A 25,669-nucleotide genomic window follows, 5' to 3' on the forward strand; every position below is an offset into this window, starting at 1 on the left:
CGCCGCGGTGTCGCCGCAGTTTCGCCGTGGGGTCCCGCCGGGCTCGCGGCAGGCTCGCGGCGCGGTCGCGGACGATCGCCGCAGATCGCCGCTGCCGGCCCGGCCTGATCAGCTCGCACTGGCGGTGGCGGCCATCCGGTGCAACAGCGGCACGCGGTCGTCGCGCACATCGCGTTGCACGCCGCGCTGTGCATCGTCCGGCGCCTCCACCGGCGGCTCCGACGCGCCATCGGCATCGCGCGTCGACACAGCCTCCTGCTCGCGCCCCGGATCGATGCAGCGGCCGTCGAGATGACGCAGCACCAGCTTGATTGCCAGCCGGCATTGCTCAGGCGTCTGCGCGGACTCGATCGCGGCCACTACTTCGGCATCCGCACCGAGGGTGCGCATCAGCGCGCGTGCCAGGCTGCGCTCGGCCAGCGCCTGCGCGGAACCGCGCGCCTGCAGATGCTGCATCACGCGTGCCGCGATCACATGGCGGTGATCGGCCGCGTTGCCGGCATCGAGCTGCGCGCAGGCCGCGGCGATCGCCTTGGCGGCGGCGGCGTCGTTGCCGGCGGCGGGCGTCAGCACCTGCCGGGCCGTCAGTGCGGCGTCCCGCAGCGCGCGCCGGCTCTTGACCCATTTCACCATCCGGTAGACCGCGAAACCGAGCCAGCACAGCCCCAGCACCCCGCCCACCACCATCAGCCCCGTGCCCGCGGTGGCCGCGGTCACGGTGGTCAACGCGGCCACCGTCAGTCCGAGCACAGCGCCGTTGACGCCCAGCGTGCCGGCACCGTACGCGATGCGCAGGCCGGCCTTGCGCACATCCTTGTTCGCGGACTCGATCGCCTCGCCGATCTGGCTGTCGCAGTACTGCATCACGGTTCGATAGAAGTCCGCCGTCTGCCGCAGCTGGGCGGGGTCGGCCTCGCCGACGATGCGCTGCCGCCGCGGGGACAGCGGCTGCGCCTTGCAGACGGTGGCCGCAGCGCCGTGGCGCTCAAGGCCGTCCAGGGCGGCGGCCAGCGGCGAACGCCGCAGGACCTCGCGCCGCTGATGCAACGCCGCGCGCTGCCTGGCCGAGTCTCGCCACTGCATGACACCGGTGACGATTTGGGCCGTCGACATGGCCACCGACGCCGCGCATCCCGCGATGCCGGTCCAAGGCAGCGCGGCCGCCACGGTGGGAAGCATCCGGCTGAGCACCTGCAGCACACCGGACGAGGCGGCCACGCCCTGCACGACGGCATCGCGCGCCAGCGTCAGGCCGCTGCTGAACAGCTTGCCGTCGTTGTCGCCGCGCTCCGCGCGCGAATGGCGATACAGCAGGAAGGCGTCGAGGCTGCCGTCGTCGCACAGCGCCTGCCGCTGCTGCCGCCGCACCGCGCGCTCGGCGGGCAGCGCCGCCTCGGTGCGCGAAGCCAGCCGCTGGCGCAGCGCCGCTTCGCACCGGGTGTGGTCGGCGGCGGTATCCCGGAGCCGCGCGTCCAGACGGCCGCGCTTGCGCACCACCTTGACGAATCGTGCGATCGCCACGCCAGCCTCCAGCGCCGCCAGCACCGGCATCGCGATTCCGATCCGAAAGCTGCACGTGGCGAGGATGCCGGCGCTCGGAACATCGCGCAGCATGGCGGGCAGTTGCGCGCCGCGCACGCCGGTCAGCGCGGCGGCCAGGAGCCCCCAGAACGGATAGAGCACGCATTCGGTCTTGCCGAGCCGGCCGATCGGCTTGGTGGCCTTGTCGGCGGTGATGCGGCAGGCCACGCCGGCGAGCACCGCGGCGTCGGCGCCGACCTTGCCCGCGGCCGCAGGCGGCGGCAACGGTCCTTGCCGCAACGGTCCTTGCAGCGGCCCCTGCGGCAATGGGGCCGTCAGCGGCAAACCCGTGAAGGAAGGTGCAAAGGCAGTCGTAGGCATGATGGTCGTCCCCGCAACGGCCGCCAGGCGCTGCTGGCGACACATCGCAAATACACTGCAGACACAAGACCGACGCACCGTATGGTGCGGCGCACTATCGAATTCGGGATGGCGGGAATGTACGACGTGTGCAACTGCAAAAGTCACGCGGAATGCGTGCTTCTTTAGTTTCCGGGCAAGCGAATCGGAAGGACCTCGCCTCGATCTTGATCCGCAAAGGTGGGATGGCATCGTGCGTGAACGCACAGAGACCGGAAGTGCGGCCTCGCTACGCTGGGACCACGCCCGCTGGGCCCATCCGCGCTACCGGAAAAGACAGGAGACCGCGCCATGCCGCCACGCAGGCCCGCCCACGCACCCGACGCCCGCATCGAAGGCGTGTTCAGCCGCATCGAGGCGATGACGCTTGAGGACTGCCCAATCGAACCGGGCTGGGTGCGCGCCGGCCGGCCGCATGCGCGCGCCGCGACCCATGCGATGGCGCGCGACGGACTGGCGTCGACCCATCTGTGGGAATGCAGCGCCGGCGCGTTCGCCTGGCGTTTCAGCGTCGAGGAGACCGTGGTGATCCTCGACGGCGAGGTGCGGGTGACCAGCCCCGGCGGACAGGTGCGCACGCTGCGGGCCGGCGACGTCGGACATTTCCCGGCGCACACGACATGGCTGTGGGAGGTCGACCGCCATGTGCGCAAGATCGCCTTCTGCCGCCGCGAGGTGCCGTGGCCGCTGAGGCTGGCGACGCGGGCGCTGGATCGGCTGCTCGAACGTGCCCGGGCACTGAGGTCGGACAGCGGCGCGGAACCGCGCGGCGGCCGGGACGCCGGGATGTCGTCGGCGCCTTGAGGGCCTGGAGGCCCTGCGCGACCGGGGGATTTGGTGCCCGGAGCACCCGGGCACCTTGAGCACCTTGAAGCACCTCGAGTACGGAGCACGCGGAGCACTGAGGACCTGCGGACCTGAGGACCAGGCCATCTCCCGTCCGCCGTTCGGAAATCCGAACACGCCCACACCACGCCCGCTCGGAAATCCGAACGCGGTCGCCAGCGCGCGAAACTTTTCCCTTTCGTTTCAATCACTTGCAGGCTGCTGTCAGCCTGGCAAAGCTGGCACGCCTCGTGCGAACTAGGCCCCCCATCTATAGCGTCGCCGCCCCCGGCTGCGCCACAACGATGGAGGAAACGACATGGCAGCCCCCACCCCGCCCGCCCGGCCCACACAGCGCCCCCGATTGCGTCCCCGCCGGCTGACCTGAAGCCGGCCCGCGTCGCCGCCCGGGCGCTCCGGCGCCCGTCGAGCTGTGCGGGGCGGTACGCCGCCTTGCGCGTCTTTCGTTTCCCAAGCTGTCCGGCCCGCGCCGGACGCCCCAGGTTTGAATCACGATGAAACTGAACCGACTGCCCACCCTGATCCTGTTCGCCATGCTGCTCGGCCTGCTGGCCGGCACCACCGCGCACCACCTCGCGCCCGATGCCGCCGCGGCCAAATCGATCGCCGGCCATCTGTCGATCCTGACCGACGTGTTCCTGCGGATGATCAAGATGATCATCGGCCCGCTGGTGTTCGCCACGTTGGTCAGCGGCATCGCCAGCATGGGCGACGGCAAGGCGGTCGGCCGCATCGGCCTGAAGGCAATGGGCTGGTTCGTGATCGCGTCGGTGACCTCGCTGCTGCTCGGCCTGGTGATGGCCAATCTGCTGACGCCCGGCCATGGCATGAACCTGCCGCTGCCGCCGGCCGACGCCACCTCGAACCTGAAGACGGGCGCGCTGAACCTGCGCGACTTCGTCACCCACATGTTCCCGAAGAGCATCGCCGAGGCGATGGCCAACAACGAGATCCTGCAGATCGTGGTGTTCTCGCTGTTCTTCGGCTTCGCGCTGGGCGCCGTCAAGGACGGTCCGGGCAAGCCGCTGCTGGCGGCGATCGATGGCCTGGCCAAGGTGATGCTGAAGGTCACCAACTATGTGATGGCGTTCGCCCCGGTCGGCGTGTTCGGCGCCATCGCCGCGGTGATCACCGCCGAGGGCCTGGGCGTGCTGACGGTCTACGCCAAGCTGCTCGGCAGCCTGTATCTGGCGCTGGCGCTGCTGTGGGTCGCGCTGATCTTCGGCGGCTATCTGTTCCTCGGCCGCGACGTGTTCCGCCTGCTCAAGACGCTGCGCGCGCCGCTGATGATCGGCTTCGCCACCGCCAGCAGCGAGTCGGCCTATCCGAAGGTGATCGACCAGCTGACCCGCTTCGGCGTCAAGGAGCGCATCACCAACTTCGTGCTGCCGCTCGGCTACTCGTTCAACCTCGACGGCTCGATCATGTACACCTCGTTCGCGGCGCTGTTCGTCGCGCAGGTCTATGGCATCGAGCTGACGCTGACCCAGCAGATCACCATGCTGCTGGTGCTGCTGGTCACCAGCAAGGGCATCGCCGGCGTGCCGCGCGCCTCGCTGGTGGTGGTCGCCGCCGTGCTGCCGATGTTCGGCCTGCCGGAGGCCGGCATCCTGCTGGTGCTGGGCATCGACCATGTTCTCGATATGGGCCGCACCGTCACCAACGTGCTCGGTAACGCCATTGCCACGACCGTCGTCGCCAAAAGCGAAGGCGCGATCGGCGCGCCGGTGCCGGAAGAAGCGGACGACACCGCTGAAGACGGCGCTACCGACCTGGCACCCGTCCAGGTCCTGGCGAGCAAGTAGCCTCCCTGCCTGCTCCACGGGGCGTGCCAGGGGCCCGACCGCCAATCCGGCGGCCGGGCCTTTTTCATTCGGGGCGCCGGGTGATGAAGGGCAGCGGACCCGAGCGTCCGGGCCGGCTCACCGGGTGTGATAAAAGAGAGCGCATGCAGATAACCGCCATGCCGAACCGCCAGTCTTCCGCCGTGTCTTCGCCCCGTTCCGGCCCTGCCGCCGCTGCTGCTGCCACCGCTGCTGCCGTCCCCTCCCGCCCGGCCCGCCCTGCGCACCATCGTCCGCCCCACCGCGAGCGCGGACTGGCCGCCGCCGCGCAGCTGCTCGCGCTGCTGGCGCTGGCCGGGCTGGTGGGCCTGGCCGGCTGGCTGGGCTACCGCTATACCTTCGACGCCGCGCTGGCCCGCCAGGCCGAGCGCGGCCAGGTGCAGCTGCGGCTCTACGGCCAGGCCCTCTCCAGCGAACTGGCGCGCTACGACTTCGTGCCGAGCCTGCTGTCGCTGGACGACGAGATCAGCTCGCTGCTGGCGCGGCCCGAGGATTCCGCCCGCGTCGCCGCGGCCAACGCGCACCTGGCCGCGGTCAATGCGCGCGCCGGCACGCTGGCCGTGTTCGTGCTCGACCGCCAGGGACGCGTGCGCGCCACCAGCAACTGGCAGCGCCCCGACAGCTATCTGGGCGAAGACCTGAGCTTCCGCCCCTACTTCCAGGCCGCCATCGACGGCCAGTTGGGACGCTTCTACGGCGTCGGCACCACGCGCGATGAATCGGGCTACTACCTGTCGGCGCCCCTGGGCAATGGCAACGGCCAGCGGCCCAGCGGCGTCGCGGTGGTCAAGGTCGGCCTCGAGCCGCTGGAGCAGCGCTGGCAGAGCGCCGACATGCAGATGCTGCTGTCCGACGAGAACGGCGTGGTGATCCTTGCCTCCGAGCCGTCGTGGAAGCTGCGCGCGCGGCGGCCGCTGAGCGCCGCGCAGCGCGAACGGCTGAACCGCAGCCTGCAGTACAACCGCGCGCCGCTGGAGCCGCTCGAATTCACTCGCGTGCGGGCGATGAACAACGGCGACGCGCTGGTACGCATGCGCCGCGGCCCATCGATGCTCGAGCAGAACGCGATGCTGCCCGGCACCGAATGGCAGCTGACGCTGCTGACCGATACGTCGCAGGCACGTATGGCGGCGCTGAACACCGCCGCGCTGTGCGGCGTGCTGACCGCCTTCGTGCTGCTGCTCGGCGCCGCCTGGAACGTGCGCCGGCGCATCGTCAGCGAGCGGCTGGCCGCGCGCGCCGCGCTCGAGGCCGCCAACAGCGAGCTCGAACGCAAGGTCGCCGAACGCACCGCCGACCTGACCAGCGCCAACCATCTGCTGCAGACCGAGATCGCCGAGCGCATCCGCACCGAGCGCGAACTGCGCCAGGCCCAGGACGGTCTGCTGCAGGCCGGCAAGCTGGCGGCAGTCGGACAGATGTCGACCGGCATCGCGCACGAGCTGAACCAGCCGCTGGCCGCGCTGCGCACGCTGTCGGGCAACACCCAGAAATTCCTTGCGCGCGGCGACCTCGCCACCGCGCAGGCGAACCTCGGCACCATCATCGGCCTGGTCGAAAAGATGGGCCGCATCACCGGCGCGCTCAAGTCCTTCGCCCGCAAGCCGGGCCGCAACGGCAAGGGCAGCGCGCTGCTGGCCGATGCGATCGACAACGCGCTGTTCCTGCTGGAGACGCGCGTGCAGGCGGTGCAGCCGCAGATCGTGCGCGATGTCGACCGCACGCTGGCAGTCGCCTGCGATCCCAACCGGCTCGAACAGGTGCTGGTCAACCTGATCGGCAATGCGCTCGACGCGATGGCGGCCGGCCCGGCGCAAGGTGCCCAGCCGGCCCGTCTCGAGCTGCGCGCCGCGGTGGCCGAAGGCATGGTCCGCTGCACCGTCCGCGACAACGGCCCGGGCCTGTCCGAGGAAGCGTTCGCGCGGCTGTTCGAACCCTTCTTCACCACCAAGCCGGCGGGACAGGGTCTGGGCCTCGGCCTGACGCTGTCGGCCGGGATCCTGGACGAATACGGCGGCACGCTGGTCGCCAGCAATCATCCCGACGGCGGCGCCTGCTTCACGATGGTGCTGCCGATGGCCGGCAAGGAGACACACCATGGCGCCCAAACTCAATGACCTGTCGGTACTGATCGTCGAGGACGACGCCGACGTCCGGCTGGGCTGCGAACAGGCGCTGCGCCTCGAAGGCATCGCCACGCGCGCCGTCGGCACGGCCGAGGCCGCGCTGCAGACGGTGGCGCCGCACTTCCCCGGCATCGTCGTCAGCGACATCCGCCTGCCCGGCATCGACGGCATGGCGCTGCTGGCGCAGCTCAAGGCCCGCGACGCCGCGCTGCCGGTGGTGATGATCACCGGCCATGGCGACGTCGGCCTGGCGGTGCAGGCGATGAAGCAAGGCGCCTACGACTTCCTGGAAAAGCCCTTTGCCCCCGAGCGGCTGGTCGAGGTCGCGCGCCGCGCGCTGGAGCAGCGCCGCCTTGCACTTGAGGTCGCCGAACTGCGCGACCGGTTGGCCGGCCGCGAACGGCTCGAGGCGCGGCTGATCGGCGTGTCGCCGGCGATGGAACGGCTGCGCCGCCTGATCGCCGATCTTGCCGACACCAGCGCCAATGTGCTGATCCACGGCGAGACCGGCACCGGCAAGGAACTGGTGGCGCGCTGCCTGCACGACGCCAGCACCCGCCACGCGCGCAACTTCGTGCCGATCAACTGCGGCGGGTTGCCGGAGCAGCTGTTCGAGAGCGAAATCTTCGGTCACGAGGCCGGCTCCTTCACCGGCGCCGCCAAGCGCCGCATCGGCAAGATCGAACACGCCGAGGGCGGCACGCTGTTCCTCGACGAAATCGAGAGCATGCCGATGTCGATGCAGATCAAGCTGCTGCGCGTGCTGCAGGAGCGCGTGGTCGAACGGCTCGGCTCCAATACGCCGGTGCCGGTCGACGCCCGCGTGGTCGCGGCGACCAAGGCCGACCTCAAGGCCCTGGCCGACGCCGGCCAGTTCCGCGCCGACCTCTACTACCGGCTCAACGTGATCACGCTGGAACTGCCGCCGCTGCGCGAGCGGCGCGAGGACGTGCCGCTGCTGTTCGACCACTTCGTCGCGCAGGCGGCGCTGCGCTTCGAGCGCGACGCGCGTCCCGCCTCCCCCGCCGAACTCGCACGGCTGGTCGCCTATCCGTGGCCCGGCAATGTGCGCGAGCTGCGCAACCTGGCCGAGCGGCATGTGCTTGGCCTGGGCTGCAATCCCGAACAGGGCACCGAGGAACCGGCCCTATTGCCGCTGGCGCAGGCGGTGGAGCAATTCGAGCGGGCGTTGATCGCGGATGCGCTGCGGCGGCATGAGGGGAATTTGAGCCGGGCTAGTGAGGCGTTGGGGGTGGCCAAGACGACGTTGTTCGACAAGGTCAGGAAGTACGGGCTGTAAGCCGCCGTCGGCAGCCGCCGGCAGCCCCCGCCCGGGCCCGCGCCCTCTGTCGGCTAGCGAACAGAGCGGCGGCCACCGCAACAGGGATACTCAGCGCAAAAGCGCCGCGGCCACGATTCTCGGCGCCATGCCCGGAGCGGCCGCACGGCGGCCGGCCCGGCCCGTTCCCTGCCAGGAAGCCACGCGATGAAGCCCGATCCCAGATCCTGCGCCGGCATGTCGAGCCACCGGTCGCCGTTCGAGAGGACCGTGCTGACGCGCGGCAAGGCGACCCTGATCACCTATATGGGCGCCGGCGATTCGCACCCGACGCTGGTGCTGTGCCAGGTCGAGCGCCTGCGCGAGAGCGACCTCGAGCCGCTGGAGAAGCTGCAGTCGTTCTGCACGGCGCGCCATGTGCTGTTCGCCGTCGTGGCGCCCGACGAGGCTGCGCGCGGCATGGCGGAGACCTTGCAGCGCTGGGGCATCATGGTGTTCCTGAAGGCGCCGACCGACGACGAAGTCGAAGCCTTCGTGCGGGTGCAGCGATTGATGCGCCATCCGGCGGTGTGGATCTGAACCGCGGGCGGCGCTTGCGCTCGGGCCGGTCGCCCAGTCAAGACGCTCAGTCAAGCAGCCCAGTCAAGCAGCCCAGTCAAGCCGCTCAGTCGAGTCGCCCAGCCGCGCCGCTCACCCCGGTCGCTTAGCCCGGTCGCTCAGCCCGGTCGCTCAGCCAGGTCGCTGGCGCGGCTCCATCAAGCGGCCGCCCGCCGCGTGACCGGCGCGCCGTCGGCTTCGTCCTGCCGCATCAGCCAGCCATATAGATCCCGCGTATCGTCGGGCGTCGCCACCAGCTCCACATAGCGCCCCGCGTGCCGCGCGCAGGCGGCGGCGTGCAGCCAGCGCAGCGTCGAATAGTCTTCCAGCGCGAAGCCCACCGAATCGAACAGCGTCACGTCCTCGACCGCGGTGCGGCCCGGCACCTCGCCATTCAGGATTCGCCACAGCTCGATGACCGGGAAGTCCGCCGGCATCTGCTGGATCTCGCCTTCGAGCCGCGACTGCGGCTCGTATTCGACCGCGACGCGTGCGCGCCGCAACAGCGCCGGGTCGAGTTCGGTCTTGCCGGGGCAGTCGCCGCCGACCGCGTTGATATGCACGCCGGGCGCGATCTGCTCGTCGCGCAGGATGGTGGCGCGGGTCTTGTCGGCGGTCACCGTCGACACGATGTGCGCGCCGGCCAGCGCCTCGTCGATCGACGCCATCGGCAGGATGCGCAGCGCGCCGGTATCGGTCAGGCCGGCCAGGTTGCGCTGCAGCTTGGCGGTCGCCGCTGGGTCTACGTCGTAGGCGCGGATCTCGTGCACGCCGAGCATCGCGTGGAAGGCCAGCACCTGGAATTCTGCCTGCGCGCCATTGCCGATCAGCGCCATCGCGGTGGTGCCGTGCGGCGCCATCGCCCTGGCGGCGACCGCCGAGGTCGCCGCGGTGCGCAGCGCGGTCGCCAGCGTCATGTCGGCCAGCAGCAGCGGAAAGCCGGTCGAGACCTCGGCCAGCGCGCCAAACGCCATCACGGTCGGCATCGCGTGCGCGGCGTTGCGCGGATGGCCGTTGACGTATTTGAACGCGTACTGTTCGCCGTCGGTGACCGGCATCAGCTCGATCACGCCGACCGGCGAATGGCTGGCCAGCCGCGCGGACTTCTCGAAGCGCTGCCAGCGCAGGAAGTCCTGCCGCACGTGCTCGGCCAGCTGCCGCAGCGCGGTCTGCACGCCGATGCTGCGCACCAGGGCCGCCACCGCCGTCGCGTCCAGGAAGCGGGTCATCGCGGTCTCCTTCATCGTCGTCTCCTTGTGGTTCTGTGCTGAAGCCATGGCCCTGGCCCCGTCAACGGTCAGGCCGCCGCGACGCTGGCCCGGCCGCCGGACGCTTGCTCGATCCCTTGGCGCGCCCCGCTGCTGCGATCGAGCCGCAGCGTCATGCAATACGCGCCGCCGCCGGAAAGCATGAACGGCGCGAGATCGACCTCCTGCACGCGATAGCCGCGCTTGCCGAGCGCATCGCGCAGGCGAGGCGTGGTGCGCGCCATCACGATGCGGTCGTGCAGATTGACGGCGTTGACGCTGAAATGCCGCAGGTCGTCGGCGCTGGCCTCGATGCGCTGGCTGGCCGGCAGCCGCGCGTGCAGCTCGCGCAGCGAGGCCTCGGTGAAGGCCGGCGGGTAGTACAAAATTTCGCCGCCGGCCAGCGGGCAGAAGCAGACGTCGAGGTGGTAGCTCTGCGCGGTGGCGAGCTCCAGGGCGACCACTTCGCGTCCGAAATAGGCGCCGACCGCATCGGCCGCGCAGCGGGCCGAACGCGGCCCGAAGCCGGCCCAGAAGTGGCCGCGCACCGCATCCCAGATGCAGTCGCCCGCGCCCTCCTGGTAGCAGCCGTCGGCCAGCGTGGCCACCTCGTCGAGCAGGCCACGCTCGCGCAGCCCGGCGAACAGGCGCGCGAACGGCGCTTCCTCGCCCTGCCGCTGCGGGTAGCGAAAGCGCGCCAGCAGCGCGCGGCCGTCGAGCACCACCGCGGCATTGGCGGGAAACACCATGTCGGGCAGGCCGGGCTCGCCCGCGGCGACCTCGACCGCGAAGCCGGCCGCTTCAAGCGCGTCGCGCAGCTCGGCGAACGCGCGCAGCGCGCCCCGATGCATGCCCTGCGGATCGGCGGCCCAGCGCAGCGGATCCATCCACGGATTGATGCTGTACGACACGTCGTAGTGGGTCGGCTCGACAAGCAGGATGGTGGGTTCGGTGATCACGCCGCACTCCTTCCGGTTCGGGTTATTGTCGGAATGGATTGTGGTGCACACGCGCGCCAGCGGATAGCGCACAAACTGCGCAAAAAGCGCGGTCCCTATGACAGAATGGCGGCATGGGCCGGCGTTTTGCCAAGCCATCCGCCGGGAACCTGCGAGCCGGCATGGGCCGGCGTTTTCGAAGCCATCCGCCGCGAGACCTGCGAGCCGCCATGGACGATATCGACCGCCAACTGCTGGCACTGCTGCGCGACAATGCGCGCACGCCGACCACCGCGCTGGCCAAGGCGCTGCGGCTGTCGCGCGCGACCGTGCAGAACCGGATCGACAAGCTGCAGGAGGCGGGCGTGATCGTCGGCTACACCGTGCGGCTCAAGCCCGAGGCGGAGCCGCACCGCATCCGCGCGCTGACGACGATCTCGGTGGAAGGCAACCGCATCGGCAAGGTATTGCAGGCCCTGCGCGGCGAGCCGAACGTGCAGACGCTGCATACGACCAACGGGCGCTGGGACATCATCGCGGAGCTGCGCGCGGACACGCTGGAGGCGTTCGACCGGACGCTGGACCGGATTCGGCTGATCGAGGGGATTGCGGCGACGGAGACCAGCATCCTGCTGTCGACCTACAAGCTGTGAGGGCGGTCGAAGGTCAAGGGGATGGCGATTGCCATTGACCCCTGCCGGGGTGATTGGCGGACAGCGAAGGAAAGCAGCGTTCGCCATCCAGCGGCGAAGCCCCGCTTTCGTGATCCCAAAGCCACATACTGAAATTCCGATATATTGACGTGTTTCCCGCTCCCAATGCGGGTAGTTGGAGATCTGTTCGAATGACGTCCGGCAATCCGGTTGAAAAGTCGATGGAGCGGGTCCCGCCGGGCCCTGCCGTCACCGACCGCGCCGAGCTGGACCGGCTGGTGGCCTGCGAATATTGCGACGCGGTCTACCGCCGCCTCGTGCTCGGCCCCGGCGAACGCGCGCAGTGCCTGCGCTGCGGCGGCGAGCTGTACCACGAGAGCCGGCGCGCCTATCGGCGGCTGCTGCCGCTGGTGCTGACCGCGCTGATCCTGTTCATCGTGTCGAACGCCTATCCCATCGTCGAGATGGACCTGCAGGGCGTGCGCACGCGCACCACGCTATGGGGCGCCGTCCAGGCGCTGCAGGCCGACAACATGACGCTGGTGGCGCTGCTGGTGTTCGCCACCACCATCGTGTTCCCGCTGGCCGAGATGCTGATGATGGCCTATCTGCTGGTGCCGCTGATGCGCGGCACCGTCCCCCCGGGCTTCGAACGCATCATGCGCGGCATCCGCCAGACCCGTCCGTGGGGCATGCTCGAGGTCTTCATGATGGGCGTGCTGGTCACGCTGGTGAAGCTCTCGACAATGGCCCAGGTGCTGCCCGGCATCGCGCTGTGGTCGTTCGGCGCGCTGGTGATCGTGCTGGCGACGATGCTGACCTACGATCCGCGCGACCTGTGGCGCCATGCCGAGCGGCGCCAGGGGGAGGCGCAGCGATGAATCCGGGCGATCCCAAACCTTCCGTGCGCCAGCGCGCGCTGCGCCGCTCGCGCGAGGTGGTCGCCGGCGTCGTGCAGGAGCTCGCCGACGACGACGAACGCACGCCGCTGCCGGAGGTGCCGACCGCGACGTCGATGGGCCTGCTGTCCTGCCACGCCTGCGACGCGCTCAGCCCGATCGACCAGGAGGGCCAGCCGTGCCGCCGCTGCGGCGCGACGCTGCACCATCGCAAGCCGGCCAGCCTGACGCGGACCTGGGCCTTCCTGCTGGCGGCCTACATCCTGTACATACCGGCCAACGTGCTGCCGATCATGATCACCCGCTCGATCCTCGGCACGCAGGAGGACACGATCCTGTCGGGGATCATCTATCTGTGGTTGTCGGGCTCGCGCATGCTCGCCATCGTGGTGCTGATCGCCAGCATCGTGGTGCCGCTGCTGAAGATGATGATCCTGACCTTCCTGCTGCTGTCGGTGCATCTGCGCTCGACCTGGCGGCTGCGGCAGCAGACCAAGCTGTACGGGCTGGTCGAGCTGATCGGCCGCTGGTCGATGCTCGATATCTTCGTGGTGGCGCTGCTGGCCTCGCTGGTGCGCGCCGGCGCGCTGGCCCAGGTCGACCCGGGCACCGGCGCGGCGGCGTTCGGCATGGTGGTGGTGCTGACCATGCTGGCCTCGCTGTCGTTCGATCCTCGCCTGCTGTGGGATGCGCACGACCACGCGGAGGGCCACACGCATGGCCGCGCCGCCGGCCACGGGCAACGCGAGGCGCCCGGCGGCGCCGCCCCGGCTTCGGCACGGGCGAACGACTGAGCCGCCGCGACGGCTGCCGAACATCGATACCGATACCGATACCGATCCGATACCGAACACCGATCCGATCACCCATACCGAACACCGACGTACGCTGGACTTTTATCGATGCCCGATCCGGACAACCTTTCCTCCTCTCCTCCGCCCGCGCGGCCGCCACAGCCCGGCGAGCCGGCGCGCCGGCGCCGCGCGCGCTGGCTGCCATCGGTGGTCTGGCTGATTCCCATCGTCGCCGCCGTGGTGGGGCTGTCGCTGCTGTTCCATACGCTGTCGCAGCGCGGCCCCGAGATCCAGGTCACCTTCCGCACCGCGGAGGGGCTGGCTCCAGGCAAGACGCCGGTGCGCTACAAGGACGTCGATATCGGCCTCGTCAAGTCCGTGCGGCTGGCCCCCGACCGCTCGCATGTGGTCGCGACGATCGACCTGACCAAGGACGCGGACAACTTCGCGGTCAAGGACACGCGTTTCTGGGTGGTGCGGCCGCGGCTGGCCGTCAGCGGCGTATCGGGACTGGAGACGCTGCTGTCCGGCTCCTATGTCGGCGTCGACGCCGGCAAGTCCGAGGAAAGCCAGCGCGAGTTCGTCGGCCTGGAAACCCCGCCGGTGGTCACCACCGACTCGTCCGGCAAGCAGTTCGTGCTGCGCGCCGCGGACCTGGGTTCGCTCGACATCGGCTCGCCGGTCTACTACCGGCGCGTGCAGGTCGGCCAGGTGGTCGCCTATCAGCTCGAACCGGCCGGCCGCGACATCACGCTGCGGGTCTTCATCAACAAGCCCTACGACGAGCTGGTCACCGCCGACACGCGCTTCTGGCATGCCAGCGGCGTCGACCTGAAGCTCGATGCCGGCGGCTTCAAGCTCAATACGCAGTCGCTGGTGACGATGCTGCTGGGCGGAGTCGCCTTCCAGGCGCCGCCGAACTCGAACGTGACCGAGGCCGCCAAGGAGAACACCCAGTTCCTGCTGGCGGGCGACCAGGCCGACGCGATGAAGGAGCCCGAGGAACTGGCGCCGACGCTGGCGGTGCTGAACTTCGAGCAATCGGTGCGAGGCCTGGCGCCCGGCGCGCCGGTGGACTTCCGCGGCGTGGTGGTCGGCCAGGTGCGCTCGATCGGCATCGATTACGTGCGCGAGACCAAGTCGTTCCGGCTGCCGGTGGTGGTCGAGCTCTATCCGTCGCGGATGGGCTTCCGCGAGCGCGACCTTGCCGACCGCGAGCGCGCCCGCCAGCTGATGCTGGGCCTGATCCAGCGCGGCCTGCGCGCGCAGTTGCGCACCGGCAACCTGCTGACCGGCCAGCTGTACGTGGCGCTCGACTTCTTCCCCAACGCCAAGGCGGTCAAGCCGCCGGCCGATACCGCAATCGCCGAGCTGCCGACCATGCCGGGCGCGCTCGACGAACTGCAGGCCAAGCTCGGCAGCATCGTCGGCAAGATCGAGAAGGTGCCGTTCGATGAGATCGGCCAGGATCTGCGCAAGACGGTGGCGCAGCTGAACACGACGCTGGCCAGCGCGGACAAGCTGGTCGCGCAGCTGCAGGGCGACGTCGCGCCCGAGGTGCTGGCGGCCCTGCAGGACGCGCGCCGCACGATCCAGTCGGCCAACGGCACGCTGGCCTCGGACGCGCCGCTGCAGCAGGACACGCGCCGCATGCTGCAGGAACTGACGCGCACCGCGATCTCGCTGCGCACGCTGACCGACTATCTCGAACGCCATCCCGAAGCGCTGCTGCGCGGCAAGACGGAGACTCAACGATGAAGGGCTCGCTTATCCTGTCCCGCCGGCTGCGTGCCGCGACGTTTGCCACGGCCTGCGCCGGCGCCCTGCTGCTCGGCGGCTGCGCGTCGTCGTCGGAGCCGCGCTACTACACGCTGGCGCACGGCGGCGAGGCCGCTGCGGCCGGCGCGGCGATGCCCGCCACCGCGGTGGTGAGCGGCACCAGTTCGCCCACGGGCACAGGCACGGGCACAGGCACGGGCACAGGCACGGGCACAAGCGCCGCCAGCCAGCCGCTGTGGATCGAGGTCGCGCCGGCGCGCGTGCCGGAACGGCTCAATCGCCAGCAGATCGTGATCGGCGGAGCCGACGGCCGCGTGACCCCGCTCGACATGGCGCGCTGGTCGGCGCCGCTGCCCGACGAGTGGCGCGATGCGCTGTCGCAGCGCCTGCAGATCGTGCTGGGCGCGGTCGATGTCTATCAGCAGGGCTTGAGCGGCGTGCAGCCGCTGTACCGCATCACCACCGAGGTGGTGCGGCTCGATGCGCAGCCCGGCACGCGCGTCGGCGCCACCGTCAACTGGACCGTGCGCCGCCTGCCCGATGGCCGCACGCTGGCCGGACGCACGCAGGCCGAACTGCCCGCCACGGGCAGCGGCGACGACATCGCCGGCGTGGTCGCGGCGATGCGGCAGGTGGTGGCCGACACCGCCACGCAGATCGCGGCCGGCGTGGCGTCGTTGCGGACGGAGCCGGCGACGGTCAGCGGCAAGCCTTAGCGCTTCGGCGCCGTCAGCGCCAGCCTCCAGGGTCGCCAGGCGCTTCAGCCTATCTGGACTTTCAGCGGCTCCGGCACCTTCACGCCTCCAGGTCCTTCAAGCTCTCCGGGTCCTTCACCGCCCCGAGGGCCTTCAGCGCCTGACGCCGGCGCCCGCCGCGGCCATCGCCGCCAGGCACTGCGCCGGCCCGCCCTGCACCAGCTGCACCGAGCAGGCCAGCATCAGGTTCTTGCCCAGGCCGAAGTCCTCGACATGAAAGCCGCGCGCGTCGAGCGGCCTCCCCTCGGCGTCATGGCCCACCGCGGCGCGCTCCACGATGGTGCCGCGGTCGCCGGTATAGGCCCACACCGGCTTGCCCAGCGCCACGGCGAAGCCCACCTCGAAGGCCGTGCCGGAATCCGGCTCGGCCGGCCCCCGAAAGTCGTCCAGATTGGCCATCACCAGATCGGCACGGCGGATCAGCGCGACATTGGCCTGGTAGATCCAGCGCGCCGCGGCCTCGCCGGCCAGGCCGGATGGCAGCTGATGGTCCAGCGGAAACAGGCCGGTAAAGCCGTGCTGCGCACAAAGATCCTTCAGCGCCTGGCCATGGGCCATCGCATCGGGACGGAACACATCGGGGCCGGCGAGGTAAACGGTGGGCATGGGGTTCGGATTCGGGATAGGCGGTAGAGACGCAGTTTTGCCGACAAACGTGGTCGTCCACGCGAATACGGGGACCCGGTGGCGCTTGAAGACGCCGGATTCCCCCTTTCGCGGAAGCGACGGCATGGTGCTGCGCGGCAAGCACGCCAGCAAGCCCGCCGGCGAGGCCGCCGGCACGGACAAGAGGCCGTCCGGCAGGATACACTCTGCTGTCCTTTTCCCGTATCCACTACACCATGCCTGCCATCGACCTGATCCAGATCGGCCCGCTCGCGCCGCACCTCAACGCCACGCTGCAGGAGCGCCACGGCGCCGCCGCGCTGTGGGAGCAGGACGACTGGCCCGCCTGGCTGCGCGAGCATGGTGCGCAGGCGCGCGTGGTGGTCACCTCGGCCCGGCACGGCTGCAGCGCCGCGGTCATCGACGCGCTGCCGCAACTGGCGGCGATCGTCAGCTTCGGCGTCGGCTACGACAGCATCGCGCTGGACGCGGCCCGCGCGCGCGGCATCCAGGTCAGCAATACGCCGGACGTGCTCAACGATTGCGTGGCCGACCTCGCCTTCGGCCTGATGATCGATGCCGCGCGCGGCATCTCCCACGGCGACCGCTTCGTGCGCGACGGCCGCTGGCACCAGGGCCCGTTCCCGCTGACGAGCAAGGTATCCGGCAAGCGCCTGGGCATCCTGGGCCTGGGCCGCATCGGCGAGAAGGTCGCGCGCCGCGCGCAGGGCTTCGACATGGAGATCGCCTACAACAACCGGCGTCCGCGCGAGGGCGCGCCGTGGCGCCATGAACCCGACCTGCTGGCGCTGGCCGCATGGGCGGACTTCCTGGTGGTGACCTGCGTCGGCGGCCCGGAAACCGAAGGGCTGGTGTCACGCCAGGTCATCGAGGCGCTCGGGCCGAAGGGCGTGCTGGTCAATGTCGCGCGCGGCAGCGTGATCGACGAGGGCGCGATGGTCGAAGCGCTGCGCGATGGGCGCCTGGGCGCCGCCGGGCTCGACGTGTTCCGCGACGAACCGCGCGTGCCGCCGGCGCTGATCGGGCTGGACAACGTCGTGCTGGCCCCGCACATGGCCAGCGGCACGGTCGAGACGCGCGGCGCGATGCAGGCGCTGATGCTCGACAATCTGCGCGCCTTCCTCGAAACCGGCAAGGTGCTGACGCCGATCGTGTAAGACCCTTCGGCGGGCTTGCCGCCCTGCCCGATGCCGCGGCGCGGCGTTCCCCGGGAGCACCGCGCCGCGTGATTTCGCGTTTGCCGATTGCCGATTCCCGTTTCCCGTTTCCCGATTCCACGCCTCGCCCTCGCGCCAGCCATGCCACGGCATTTTCTTTACCTGTTCGTCTTTATCGCGCTGTACGCGTGCTTCGACCTGGTGTTCGACTACGACGAGGCCGAAGGGCTGCAGCACGTCATCATCGATGCGATCGGCACTTCGATCACGCTGGCCGGCGTCTTCATGCTGGCGCGCGAACGGCTGCGCACCGATCAGGAAATCCGCCAGCTGCGCGCCTCGCTGGGCGAGGCCGAGCGGACGCTGGCGCAGCGCGACGCGGCCGCGCATCAGGCCGGCCTGCAGATGCGGCATGCGATCAGCAGCCAGTTCGATCGCTGGAACCTGACCACCAGCGAGCGCGAGGTGGCCTATCTGCTGATCAAGGGCCTGTCGCTGGAAGAGATCGCCGGCGTGCGCGACAGCAAGCCGAAGACGGTGCGCCAGCACGCCACCAACATCTACGCCAAGGCCGGCCTGCGTGGCCGGCACGAACTGGCGGCCTACTTCCTCGAAGACCTGCTGGTGCCCGAGGTGCCCTGAGCGGGGGCCGATTTACCGCGTCCAGGGTATCGGCTGCCCTGCGCCGGCGTGCATTGACGCCCCGCTATATACCACCGTATATTGCGCTCGATGTGACTCGGGTGTCGCCCAGCGCCTGGCCTCTGCGGCTGGGCGCCTTCGATGGCCCCGGCCGCTGTCCTCACCGACTCCCCGAATCCGGAACACCTGCCATGCCTGCTCGTCGTTCTCCCGCCATTGCCGCCGCGCCCATCCGCGCGCGCTCGCGTCTGTCAGGCGCCTTCGTGGCGGCGGCGCTGGCGATGCTGGCGATCCTGCCGGCCCGCCCCGCGGCGGCCGCCGAACTGGTGGTGTCCGCCGCGGCCAGCCTGACCAATGCCTTCCGCGCGGTCGCCACCACCTATGAGCAGGCGCATCCGGGCACGAAGCTGGTGCTCAATTTCGGCGCCTCCGACGTGCTGATGCAGCAGATCGTGCAGGGCGCGCCGGCCGACGTGTTCGCCTCGGCCGACCAGCAGGCCATGGACAAGGCGCAGGCCGAGCACGTGATCGTGCCGGGCTCGCGCCGCGATTTCGCCGCCAATGCGCTGGTGCTCGTCGAGCCGGCCGACAGCACGCTGAAGCTCGCCTCGCCGCGCGACCTGCTGCGCGACGACGTGCGGCGCGTGACCTACGGCAATCCGGCCTCGGTGCCGGTGGGCCGCTACACGCGCGACGCGCTGGAGGATGCCCGGCTGTGGCAGGCCGTCTCGGCCAAGGGCGTGCCGGCGCAGAACGCGCGGCAGGCGCTGGACTACGTCGCGCGCGGCGAGGTCGATGCCGGCTTCGTCTTCGCCACCGATGCGGCCGTGACGCCGGGCAGGGTCCGCGTCGTCGCGCACGTGCCGACGCGCACGGCGGTCACCTACCCGATCGCCGTGACCGCCCGCTCGCGCCAGAAGGACGAGGCTGCGCGCTTCGTCGATTTCGTGCTGTCCTCGGAAGGCCAGGCGCTGCTCGCGCGCCACGGCTTCCGGCCGCGCTGAACGTCGCCCTGGACTACCCGCTGATGGAATCGGTCTGGGTCCCGCTGGCACTGTCGCTGAAGGTGGCCGGCTGGGCCACCGCGATCAATGCGGTGCTCGGCGTCGCCGCCGCGGTGGCGCTGTCGCGCTGGCGCTCGCCGCTGCGCGACCTGGTCGACGCCGTGCTGACGCTGCCGCTGGTGCTGCCGCCGACCGTGCTCGGCTATTACCTGCTGGTGCTGGTAGGACGCCGCGGCGTGTTCGGCGAATGGCTGTCGTCGCTGGGCATCGAACTGGTCTTCACGTGGCAGGGCGCGGTGCTGGCCGCCACCATCGTCGCCTTTCCGCTGGTACTGAAGTCCGCGCGTGCGGCCATCGAGGGCGTCGATCCGCAGCTGGAGCACGCCGCGCGCGTGCTGGGCGTCAGCGAGACCGGCATCGTCTTTCGCGTGACGCTGCCGCTGGCGGTGCGCGGCATCGCTGCCGGCGTGCTGCTCGCCTTCGCGCGGGCGCTCGGCGAATTCGGCGCGACGCTGATGGTGGCGGGCAATCTGCCCGGCCGCACGCAGACCCTGTCGGTGGCGATCTACGAAGCGGTGCAGGCCGGCGACGACGACACCGCCAATCTGCTGGTGCTGGTCACCTCGCTGACCTGCGTGCTGCTGCTGGTGATCGCAGGCCGCCTGGTGCCGAGCACGCGCCAGGCGGTGCGTTGAACGGAGGCTGCATGTCTGCCCCCCTGCCTGGCTCCCTCCCGGTCACCGCACCTCCGGCTACGACGCTGCAGGTCGAAGTCAGCAAACGGCTGGATACCGCCGACCGGCATTTCGCGCTGGATATCGGCTTCTCGTCCACCAGCCGCCGCATCGCGCTGTTCGGCCCCTCGGGCGCCGGCAAGACGCTGACGCTGCGCGCCATCGCGGGCCTGCTGCGGCCGGACCGCGGGCGCATCGTGCTCGGCGAGCGCACGCTGTTCGACGTGGCGGCGGGGGTCGATGTGCGGCCGCAGCAGCGGCGCGTGGCCTATCTGTTCCAGGACTATGCGCTGTTCCCGCATCTGACCGTCGCGCAGAACGTCGCCTTTGGTCTCGCGCGCGGCTGGCGCAATCCGCCGCGCGGCAAGAGCCATGACGATGCCGAACGCTGGATCGACGCCTTCGGCCTGCGCGAGGTTCGCGGCCACTATCCGGCCGAGATTTCGGGCGGACAGAAGCAGCGCGTGGCGTTGGCGCGCGCGCTGGCGACGCGGCCCGATATCGTGCTGCTCGACGAACCCTTCTCGGCGCTGGACCCGGCGCTGCGTGCGCGCATGCGGGCCGAACTGCGCGCGCTGCAGACCAGCCTGGAGGTGCCGATGCTGGTCATCTCGCACGATCCCGACGATGTCGCGGCGCTGGCCGATCATGTGATGGAGATCCGCGACGGGCGGATCTATGCGCCGCAGGGCTTGAGCGCTTAGTGGCGTTGTGGGGAGAGGGGCGGTCTCGAACCACGGCGGCCGGCCCTGCGAGCGCCGCTTGCCCTCCCCCAGCCTCCCCCAAAGCGGGAAACGGACAAACCGTGGACCTCAGTCCATCGTCCCCAGGATCACGCTCGACGCCTTGAAGATCGCCAGCGCCGGCGCGCCTTCGGTCAGACCCAGCTCGTCCAGCCCGGCATGCGTGACGATGGCCGCGATGGTGGCGCCGCCATCGAGCGCGAGCACGACCTCGGCATTGACCGCACCCGGCACGATGCGCGCCACCGTGCCAGGCAACTGATTGCGCGCCGACAGCCGCAGCCCGGGCGACGGCACGCCGATCAGCACCGACGACGCCTTGACCAGCGCGAACGCCTCGCTGCCCGGCGCCAGGCCCAGCGTCTCGACGCTTTCATGCGTGACCGTGGCGACCACCTGCTGCCCGCCGGGCAGGGCCAAGGTGACCTCGTCGTTCACCGCGCCGGTCCGCACCTGGGTCACGGTGCCGAACAGCCGGTTGCGTGCACTGGTCTTGATCATCAGTCGCCGGATCAGATGGATGTCGTGTTGCAGCGCGTCGGCGGCCGTCGCGTCGAGCTGCTCGCTGACGCGCGACAGCTGCGCGACGAAGGCGCGGTGCTCGGCCTCGAGCGCGCGGTAGGTGCGCACCAGCCCCTCGCCGCGCGGCGTCAGCATGGTGCCGCCGCCGCCCTTGCCGCCGGCGGCGCGCACCACCAGCGGTTCGCCGGCGCTGTTGTTCATCGCGTCGACCGCGTCCCACGCCGCCTTGTAGCTGAGTCCGACCGCCTTGGCGGCCGCCGTGATCGAGCCGTGTTCGGCGATCGCCGCGAGCAGCGCGATGCGGTCCTTGCCGCCGAGGTCCCGGCTGCCGGCGCGAAACCAGATCTTGCCCTGTAGTTCGAGCATGAGGGTGGCGCCGCCACGGACGGCGCGAGGGTGTCGGAACGGCGCTATGTTACCGCGCCGGTCGGGCGGGGCCGCGCTGGGACGCGCTGGGACGCGCTAGGACGCGTTGGGCGGTGCTGGCCGAGCCAAGCCGGGCCGGGTTGGGCTCGGTTGGGCTGGGCCGCTGGCCAAGCCGAGCCGAGCCACGCCCGGCCACGCCGAACCAAGCCTGGTCGCGGCGCCGCCGGCAAGGTATGTCATCACGTGATACATTGACGGCTTTTTTGCGCGACGCTTTTTTTGCTGCGTCGCGGCACGCGCTGGCGCCTTCATGTCCTCCCGAACCTCTCCCCTTCTAGCCCTGGCCGGCGAAGTCCGGTTGCGCTGGCGCGGCTGGCTGGCCGCCTTCGTTCCGATGCCGGTGGCGGCAAGCAGCCGTGAGCGGTTCAAGAGCTGTCTCGGCGCGATATTCGCGCTGGCCTGCACGGAGTGGATCAGCCGGCATATGCTGGGCGGGCACAACCCCTGGTTCATCGCGCCGATGGGCGCCTCCGCGGTGCTGCTGTTCGCCGTGCCTTCGAGCCCGCTGGCGCAGCCGTGGTCGGTGATCGGCGGCAATCTGCTGGCGGCGCTGGTGGGCGTGACCTGCGCCCGCTGGATTCCGGACCCGGGACTGGCGGCCGCCGTTGCGGTGGCCGTGGCGATCGGCCTGATGTTCCATCTGCATTGTGTGCATCCTCCCGCCGGAGCGGTCGCCATCACCGCGGTGTTCGGCGGCCCGGCGGTGGCCAAGCTCGGCTATGCCTTCGTGCTGTTCCCGGTCGCGCTCAATTCGATGCTGATGCTGCTGATCGCGCTGTCGTTCAACAACCTGACCGGCCGCCGCTATCCGCATCGGCCGCCGCCCCCGGTGCCGGGACACGGCACCAGCGATCCGCCGCCGGGCCAGCGCGTCGGCTTCACGCGTGCGGACCTGGACGAAGTGCTGGCGGCGCGCGGCGAATTCCTCGACGTCGATCGCGACGATCTCGAGGAGATCCTGGTCGCGGCCGAACTGCGCGCGTTCGGCCGCCGCTTCGGCGACGTGCGCTGCGGCGACATCATGTCGCGCGACGTGGTCGCGGTCCACGCCGACCAGCGCATCGGCGAGGCATGGACGCTGCTGACGCGCCACCGGCTGCAGGCGCTGCCGGTAGTGTCGCCGCGCCAGCGCCGGCTGGTCGGCCTGATCGCGCTGCCGGACCTGTTCGTCGGCGACCCCGCCAAGGGCCAGCGCCGGCCTGACGGCCTGGTGCGCGACGCGATGCTGACCGAGCTGCCGACCGCGCGCCCCGACCAGCCCATCGTCGAGCTGGCCGGCGCGATGTCGGATGGCGGCTGGCACCTGATGCCGGTGGTCGACGAGCAGCGGCGGCTGCTGGGACTGATCACGCAATCGGACCTGCTGGCGGCATTGCTCAAGCGGTGACGGAAGCGACGGGTCCTCTCCCGGGCCCTCTCCCCGGCCAGCTCCAGCCAGCGAGACTTGGCCGGCGAACCCACATCGCGGTTTCCATCACACAACGCTGGCAAAATAGCGGCCCATGAAACGTCTCTGGTCGCATCTTCTGGGCTTGCTCGTGCTGGTGGTGGCAACCTGCGCGCTGCTCGGCACGCTCGCGGTGGTGGTCGCCAGCCGCCAATTGCCCCCGCTCGACGCCATCGCCGCGTTCCGCCACTCGGCCGGCTACGTGCCGCTGGACAAGATGCCGCCCGCGCTGACGCAGGCCGTGGTCGCCATCGAAGACGAACGCTTCTATTTGCATGACGGCATCGACTACGTCGGCGTGATCCGCGCGGGCGTGGCCAATCTGTCCGACGACCTGTCGCAGGGCGCGTCGACCATCACGATGCAGGTCGCCCGCAACTTCTTCCTGTCGCGCGAAAAGACCTATACCCGCAAGCTCTACGAGGCGCTGCTGGCCTACCGCATCGAGGGGGCCTTCAGCAAGGACGAGATCCTCGAGCTGTACATGAACAAGGTCTATCTCGGCGAAGGCGCCTATGGCTTCGCGCAGGCGGCGCGGACCTATTTCGGCAAGCCGCTGGCCGAGCTGACGCTGGCCGAATCCGCGATGCTGGCCGGCCTGCCCAAGGCGCCGTCGGCCAACAACCCGGTCGTCAATCCCCGCCGCGCGCGGCAGCGGCAAGCCTATATCCTGCTGCGCATGCTGGAACTTGGCCGCATCGACCGGCACCAGTACGATGCCGCGCTGCTCGAGCCGCTGCGGCTGCGCTAGGTCTTTCTCCTTGCCCGCGCTGCTCGAACGGCTGAGATAGCTACGGGTTTTCCCCCTTCCGGCACCGCTGTCAGCGCCCACCCGACGGCGCCGCCCGGCGCGCCATGCTAGCCTGCTGGCAGCCGGGTTCCGCCTGCGCCGAACCCGTTCACCACGCCGCAACGGCGGACTCTCGGGGAGGCAACGATGGATGGCATCTGGTCAGACATGCTGAGCGCGCTGCGCACGGAGTTCGCCGACATTCCGGACATCGAGGAAGCGACCCGCGTCGTGGTCCGGCTCGGCATGGCGATGCTGCTCGGCGCGATGATCGGCTACGAGCGCGAAGCCGCCGGCAAGGCGGCCGGCCTGCGCACCCATATGCTGGTCGCGCTCGGCTCGGCGATGTTCGTGCTGGTACCGCTGCAGGCCGGCGTGCCGCTGGCCGACATGAGCCGCGTGCTGCAGGGCATCGCCTCGGGCATCGGCTTCCTCGGCGCCGGCGCCATCATCAAGCTCAACAGCGAAGAAAGCATCAAGGGCCTGACCACCGCCGCCAGCATCTGGATGGTGTCCGCTATCGGCGTCGCCGCCGGCATGGGCCGCGAGGCCACCGCGCTGCTCGCCACAATTTTTACGCTGGTGATTTTGGAGATTCTGCAGCGGGTGAAGTAGCTTTTTTGCCCTGCCGTCAATCCACCAAGGCCGCGTAGCGGACCGCGGGTGATCCGCTGACATCCATGCGGTCGGGGTGCGCCGGACCGCGCCCTGCTGACGCTGCCGCAGGCGTTTCCCGAGCTGCAGCGCCAGCGATCGCATTCAAGCCGGCGCTCGGGCCGGTGTCCAGCCGGCCGGCCCTCAATAGACGCTTGAATCAGTGCCTCAATACACCTGCGGCACCCACATCTCGTCGGGCACCGGCTGGCGCGCGTAGTCGTTGCTGCGCTGGCGCTCGGGCAGCACGATGTTTGGCTGCTCGATCTCGCGATAGGGAATCAGCGTCAGCAGATGGTGGATGCAATTGAGCCGCGCGACCTTCTTGTCGTCGGCATGCACCACCCACCAGCGCGCCTCGGGGATATGCGTGCGCGCCAGCATGATTTCCTTGGCCTTGGTATAGGCCTCCCAGCGGCGGCGCGATTCGAGGTCCATCGGACTGAGCTTCCACTGCTTGAGCGGATCGTGGATGCGCGACAGGAAGCGCAGCTCCTGCTCCTCGTCCGAGATCGAGAACCAGTACTTGATCAGCCGGATGCCCGAGCGCACCAGCATCTTCTCGAACTCGGGCACCGTGCGGAAGAATTCCTCGTACTGGTCGTCGGTGCAGAAGCCCATCACACGCTCGACGCCGGCGCGGTTGTACCAGCTGCGATCGAACAGCACGATCTCGCCGGCCGCCGGCAGATGCGAAACATAGCGCTGGAAATACCACTGCGTGCGCTCGCGATCGTTGGGCGCCGGCAGCGCAGCCACGCGGCAGACGCGCGGATTGAGCCGCTGCGTGATGCGCTTGATCACACCGCCCTTGCCCGCGGCATCGCGCCCTTCGAAGACGATCACGATCTTCTGGCCGGTGGCGACCACCCAGCTCTGCAGCTTGACCAGCTCGCCCTGCAGGCGGAACAGCTCGCTGAAATAGTGCCGGCGCGATTCCCGGTCGGCCGCGCCTCCGGGCAGCGATTCGGAGTTCAGCAACGCCTGCGCGTCGCCATCCTCGAGCGCGAGCTCGAATTCCTCATCGTAGTGGTCCGCCACCTCGCGGTGAATGCGGCGTACCAGTTCCTCTTCGCTCGGGGTCATCGTCGCGCTCCTTCACGTCCATCACGTCTATCACGCCGCTCACGTCGGCCACGTCCTCGGCGACCGCCGGCAATGCCGCCACCGGTCCCGAAGGCCCGCCGCCGGAAGCCGGAAACCGGCAGCCGGCCGGTCGTCCGCA

Annotated in this window: 24 protein-coding genes; 18 read left to right on the forward strand and 6 right to left on the reverse strand. The window is 70.1% G+C overall.

What is annotated here, in order from left to right; translation table 11 throughout:
* Positions 1-108: 108 nt before the first annotated feature.
* Positions 109-2,049, reverse strand: a complete 1,941-nt coding sequence (locus tag KZ686_RS14975; RefSeq protein WP_265632718.1) for a hypothetical protein — start codon at positions 2,047-2,049, stop codon at positions 109-111.
* A gap of 183 nt (positions 2,050-2,232) precedes the next feature.
* Between KZ686_RS14975 and KZ686_RS14980 the strand changes: the two genes are divergently transcribed.
* The 5 genes from KZ686_RS14980 to KZ686_RS15000 all read left to right on the forward strand — a co-directional run bounded on the left by KZ686_RS14980 (position 2,233) and on the right by KZ686_RS15000 (position 8,615).
* Complete coding sequence (locus tag KZ686_RS14980; protein ID WP_265632719.1) at positions 2,233-2,745, forward strand: cupin domain-containing protein; 513 nt, start codon at positions 2,233-2,235, stop codon at positions 2,743-2,745.
* A 536-nt stretch (positions 2,746-3,281) separates the two neighbouring features.
* Positions 3,282-4,592, forward strand: a complete 1,311-nt coding sequence (locus tag KZ686_RS14985) for a dicarboxylate/amino acid:cation symporter (protein ID WP_149316885.1) — start codon at positions 3,282-3,284, stop codon at positions 4,590-4,592.
* Between the two features lie 143 nt (positions 4,593-4,735).
* The gene (locus tag KZ686_RS14990; protein ID WP_265632720.1) at positions 4,736-6,748 is read left to right on the forward strand and encodes a sensor histidine kinase; all 2,013 of its coding nucleotides are present in this window, start codon (positions 4,736-4,738) and stop codon (positions 6,746-6,748) included.
* Positions 6,729-8,057, forward strand: coding sequence for a sigma-54-dependent transcriptional regulator (locus KZ686_RS14995; RefSeq protein ID WP_149316884.1), 1,329 nt, complete (start codon positions 6,729-6,731; stop codon positions 8,055-8,057). The genes KZ686_RS14990 and KZ686_RS14995 overlap by 20 nt, the downstream gene beginning before the upstream one ends.
* A 186-nt stretch (positions 8,058-8,243) precedes the next feature.
* A complete protein-coding gene (locus tag KZ686_RS15000) occupies positions 8,244-8,615 on the forward strand; it encodes a hypothetical protein (RefSeq protein ID WP_149316883.1) in 372 nt (123 codons plus the stop codon).
* Between the two features lie 176 nt (positions 8,616-8,791).
* Here KZ686_RS15000 and KZ686_RS15005 read toward each other — a convergent pair whose 3' ends face one another.
* Both KZ686_RS15005 and KZ686_RS15010 read right to left on the reverse strand, forming a co-directional pair.
* Positions 8,792-9,877: an ornithine cyclodeaminase gene (locus KZ686_RS15005; protein WP_265633495.1), complete on the reverse strand. Its 1,086-nt coding sequence runs from the start codon at positions 9,875-9,877 to the stop codon at positions 8,792-8,794.
* 53 nt (positions 9,878-9,930) lie between these two features.
* On the reverse strand, positions 9,931-10,839 hold the full coding sequence (locus tag KZ686_RS15010; protein ID WP_149316882.1) for a dimethylarginine dimethylaminohydrolase family protein: 909 nt from the start codon (positions 10,837-10,839) through the stop codon (positions 9,931-9,933).
* A 209-nt stretch (positions 10,840-11,048) separates the two neighbouring features.
* Here KZ686_RS15010 and KZ686_RS15015 point away from each other — a divergent pair, with 209 nt between their 5' ends.
* The 5 genes from KZ686_RS15015 (at position 11,049) to KZ686_RS15035 (ending at position 15,659) form a co-directional block, all read left to right on the forward strand.
* Complete coding sequence (locus KZ686_RS15015; RefSeq protein WP_149316881.1) at positions 11,049-11,471, forward strand: Lrp/AsnC family transcriptional regulator; 423 nt, start codon at positions 11,049-11,051, stop codon at positions 11,469-11,471.
* 221 nt (positions 11,472-11,692) lie between these two features.
* On the forward strand, positions 11,693-12,352 hold the full coding sequence (locus KZ686_RS15020; RefSeq protein ID WP_150081765.1) for a paraquat-inducible protein A: 660 nt from the start codon (positions 11,693-11,695) through the stop codon (positions 12,350-12,352).
* A complete protein-coding gene (locus KZ686_RS15025) occupies positions 12,349-13,164 on the forward strand; it encodes a paraquat-inducible protein A (protein ID WP_265632721.1) in 816 nt (271 codons plus the stop codon). The genes KZ686_RS15020 and KZ686_RS15025 overlap by 4 nt, the downstream gene beginning before the upstream one ends.
* Before the next feature lie 108 nt (positions 13,165-13,272).
* Positions 13,273-14,922, forward strand: coding sequence for a PqiB family protein (locus KZ686_RS15030; protein ID WP_149316879.1), 1,650 nt, complete (start codon positions 13,273-13,275; stop codon positions 14,920-14,922).
* Entirely contained in the window at positions 14,919-15,659 is a 741-nt protein-coding gene (locus KZ686_RS15035) for a PqiC family protein (protein WP_265632722.1), read from the forward strand. Before KZ686_RS15030 ends, KZ686_RS15035 begins: the two co-directional genes overlap by 4 nt.
* Before the next feature lie 132 nt (positions 15,660-15,791).
* Here KZ686_RS15035 and KZ686_RS15040 read toward each other — a convergent pair whose 3' ends face one another.
* Positions 15,792-16,304, reverse strand: coding sequence for a nucleoside 2-deoxyribosyltransferase (locus KZ686_RS15040; RefSeq protein ID WP_149316877.1), 513 nt, complete (start codon positions 16,302-16,304; stop codon positions 15,792-15,794).
* A gap of 236 nt (positions 16,305-16,540) precedes the next feature.
* Between KZ686_RS15040 and KZ686_RS15045 the strand changes: the two genes are divergently transcribed.
* From KZ686_RS15045 to KZ686_RS15065, 5 genes are all read left to right on the forward strand, one after another.
* On the forward strand, positions 16,541-17,482 hold the full coding sequence (locus KZ686_RS15045; RefSeq protein WP_265632723.1) for a 2-hydroxyacid dehydrogenase: 942 nt from the start codon (positions 16,541-16,543) through the stop codon (positions 17,480-17,482).
* 141 nt (positions 17,483-17,623) lie between these two features.
* Positions 17,624-18,124, forward strand: coding sequence for a helix-turn-helix transcriptional regulator (locus KZ686_RS15050; protein WP_149316875.1), 501 nt, complete (start codon positions 17,624-17,626; stop codon positions 18,122-18,124).
* 191 nt (positions 18,125-18,315) lie between these two features.
* Complete coding sequence (modA, locus tag KZ686_RS15055; protein WP_407648493.1) at positions 18,316-19,128, forward strand: molybdate ABC transporter substrate-binding protein; 813 nt, start codon at positions 18,316-18,318, stop codon at positions 19,126-19,128.
* Between the two features lie 23 nt (positions 19,129-19,151).
* Complete coding sequence (gene modB, locus KZ686_RS15060) at positions 19,152-19,823, forward strand: molybdate ABC transporter permease subunit (protein WP_149316873.1); 672 nt, start codon at positions 19,152-19,154, stop codon at positions 19,821-19,823.
* Positions 19,824-19,834: 11 nt separating this feature from the next.
* Complete coding sequence (locus KZ686_RS15065) at positions 19,835-20,566, forward strand: sulfate/molybdate ABC transporter ATP-binding protein (protein WP_150081669.1); 732 nt, start codon at positions 19,835-19,837, stop codon at positions 20,564-20,566.
* Positions 20,567-20,674: 108 nt separating this feature from the next.
* Here KZ686_RS15065 and KZ686_RS15070 read toward each other — a convergent pair whose 3' ends face one another.
* Positions 20,675-21,493, reverse strand: coding sequence for a TOBE domain-containing protein (locus KZ686_RS15070; protein ID WP_265632724.1), 819 nt, complete (start codon positions 21,491-21,493; stop codon positions 20,675-20,677).
* Between the two features lie 310 nt (positions 21,494-21,803).
* Between KZ686_RS15070 and KZ686_RS15075 the strand changes: the two genes are divergently transcribed.
* From KZ686_RS15075 to KZ686_RS15085, 3 genes are all read left to right on the forward strand, one after another.
* Positions 21,804-22,940: an HPP family protein gene (locus KZ686_RS15075; protein WP_150081666.1), complete on the forward strand. Its 1,137-nt coding sequence runs from the start codon at positions 21,804-21,806 to the stop codon at positions 22,938-22,940.
* A 115-nt stretch (positions 22,941-23,055) separates the two neighbouring features.
* Entirely contained in the window at positions 23,056-23,751 is a 696-nt protein-coding gene (locus KZ686_RS15080) for a transglycosylase domain-containing protein (RefSeq protein WP_265632725.1), read from the forward strand.
* A 186-nt stretch (positions 23,752-23,937) separates the two neighbouring features.
* Positions 23,938-24,405 carry an MgtC/SapB family protein gene (locus tag KZ686_RS15085; RefSeq protein ID WP_053822307.1) on the forward strand — a complete coding sequence of 156 codons (468 nt, stop codon included), beginning with the start codon at positions 23,938-23,940 and terminating at the stop codon, positions 24,403-24,405.
* Positions 24,406-24,612: 207 nt separating this feature from the next.
* Here the strand turns inward: KZ686_RS15085 and ppk2 are convergent, their stop codons facing one another.
* Positions 24,613-25,530 carry a polyphosphate kinase 2 gene (ppk2, locus tag KZ686_RS15090; RefSeq protein WP_149316868.1) on the reverse strand — a complete coding sequence of 306 codons (918 nt, stop codon included), beginning with the start codon at positions 25,528-25,530 and terminating at the stop codon, positions 24,613-24,615.
* Between the last annotated feature and the right edge of the window lie 139 nt (positions 25,531-25,669).

The organism is Cupriavidus cauae (assembly GCF_026210475.1).
In the GTDB taxonomy this organism is placed as follows: Bacteria; Pseudomonadota; Gammaproteobacteria; order Burkholderiales; family Burkholderiaceae; genus Cupriavidus; species Cupriavidus cauae.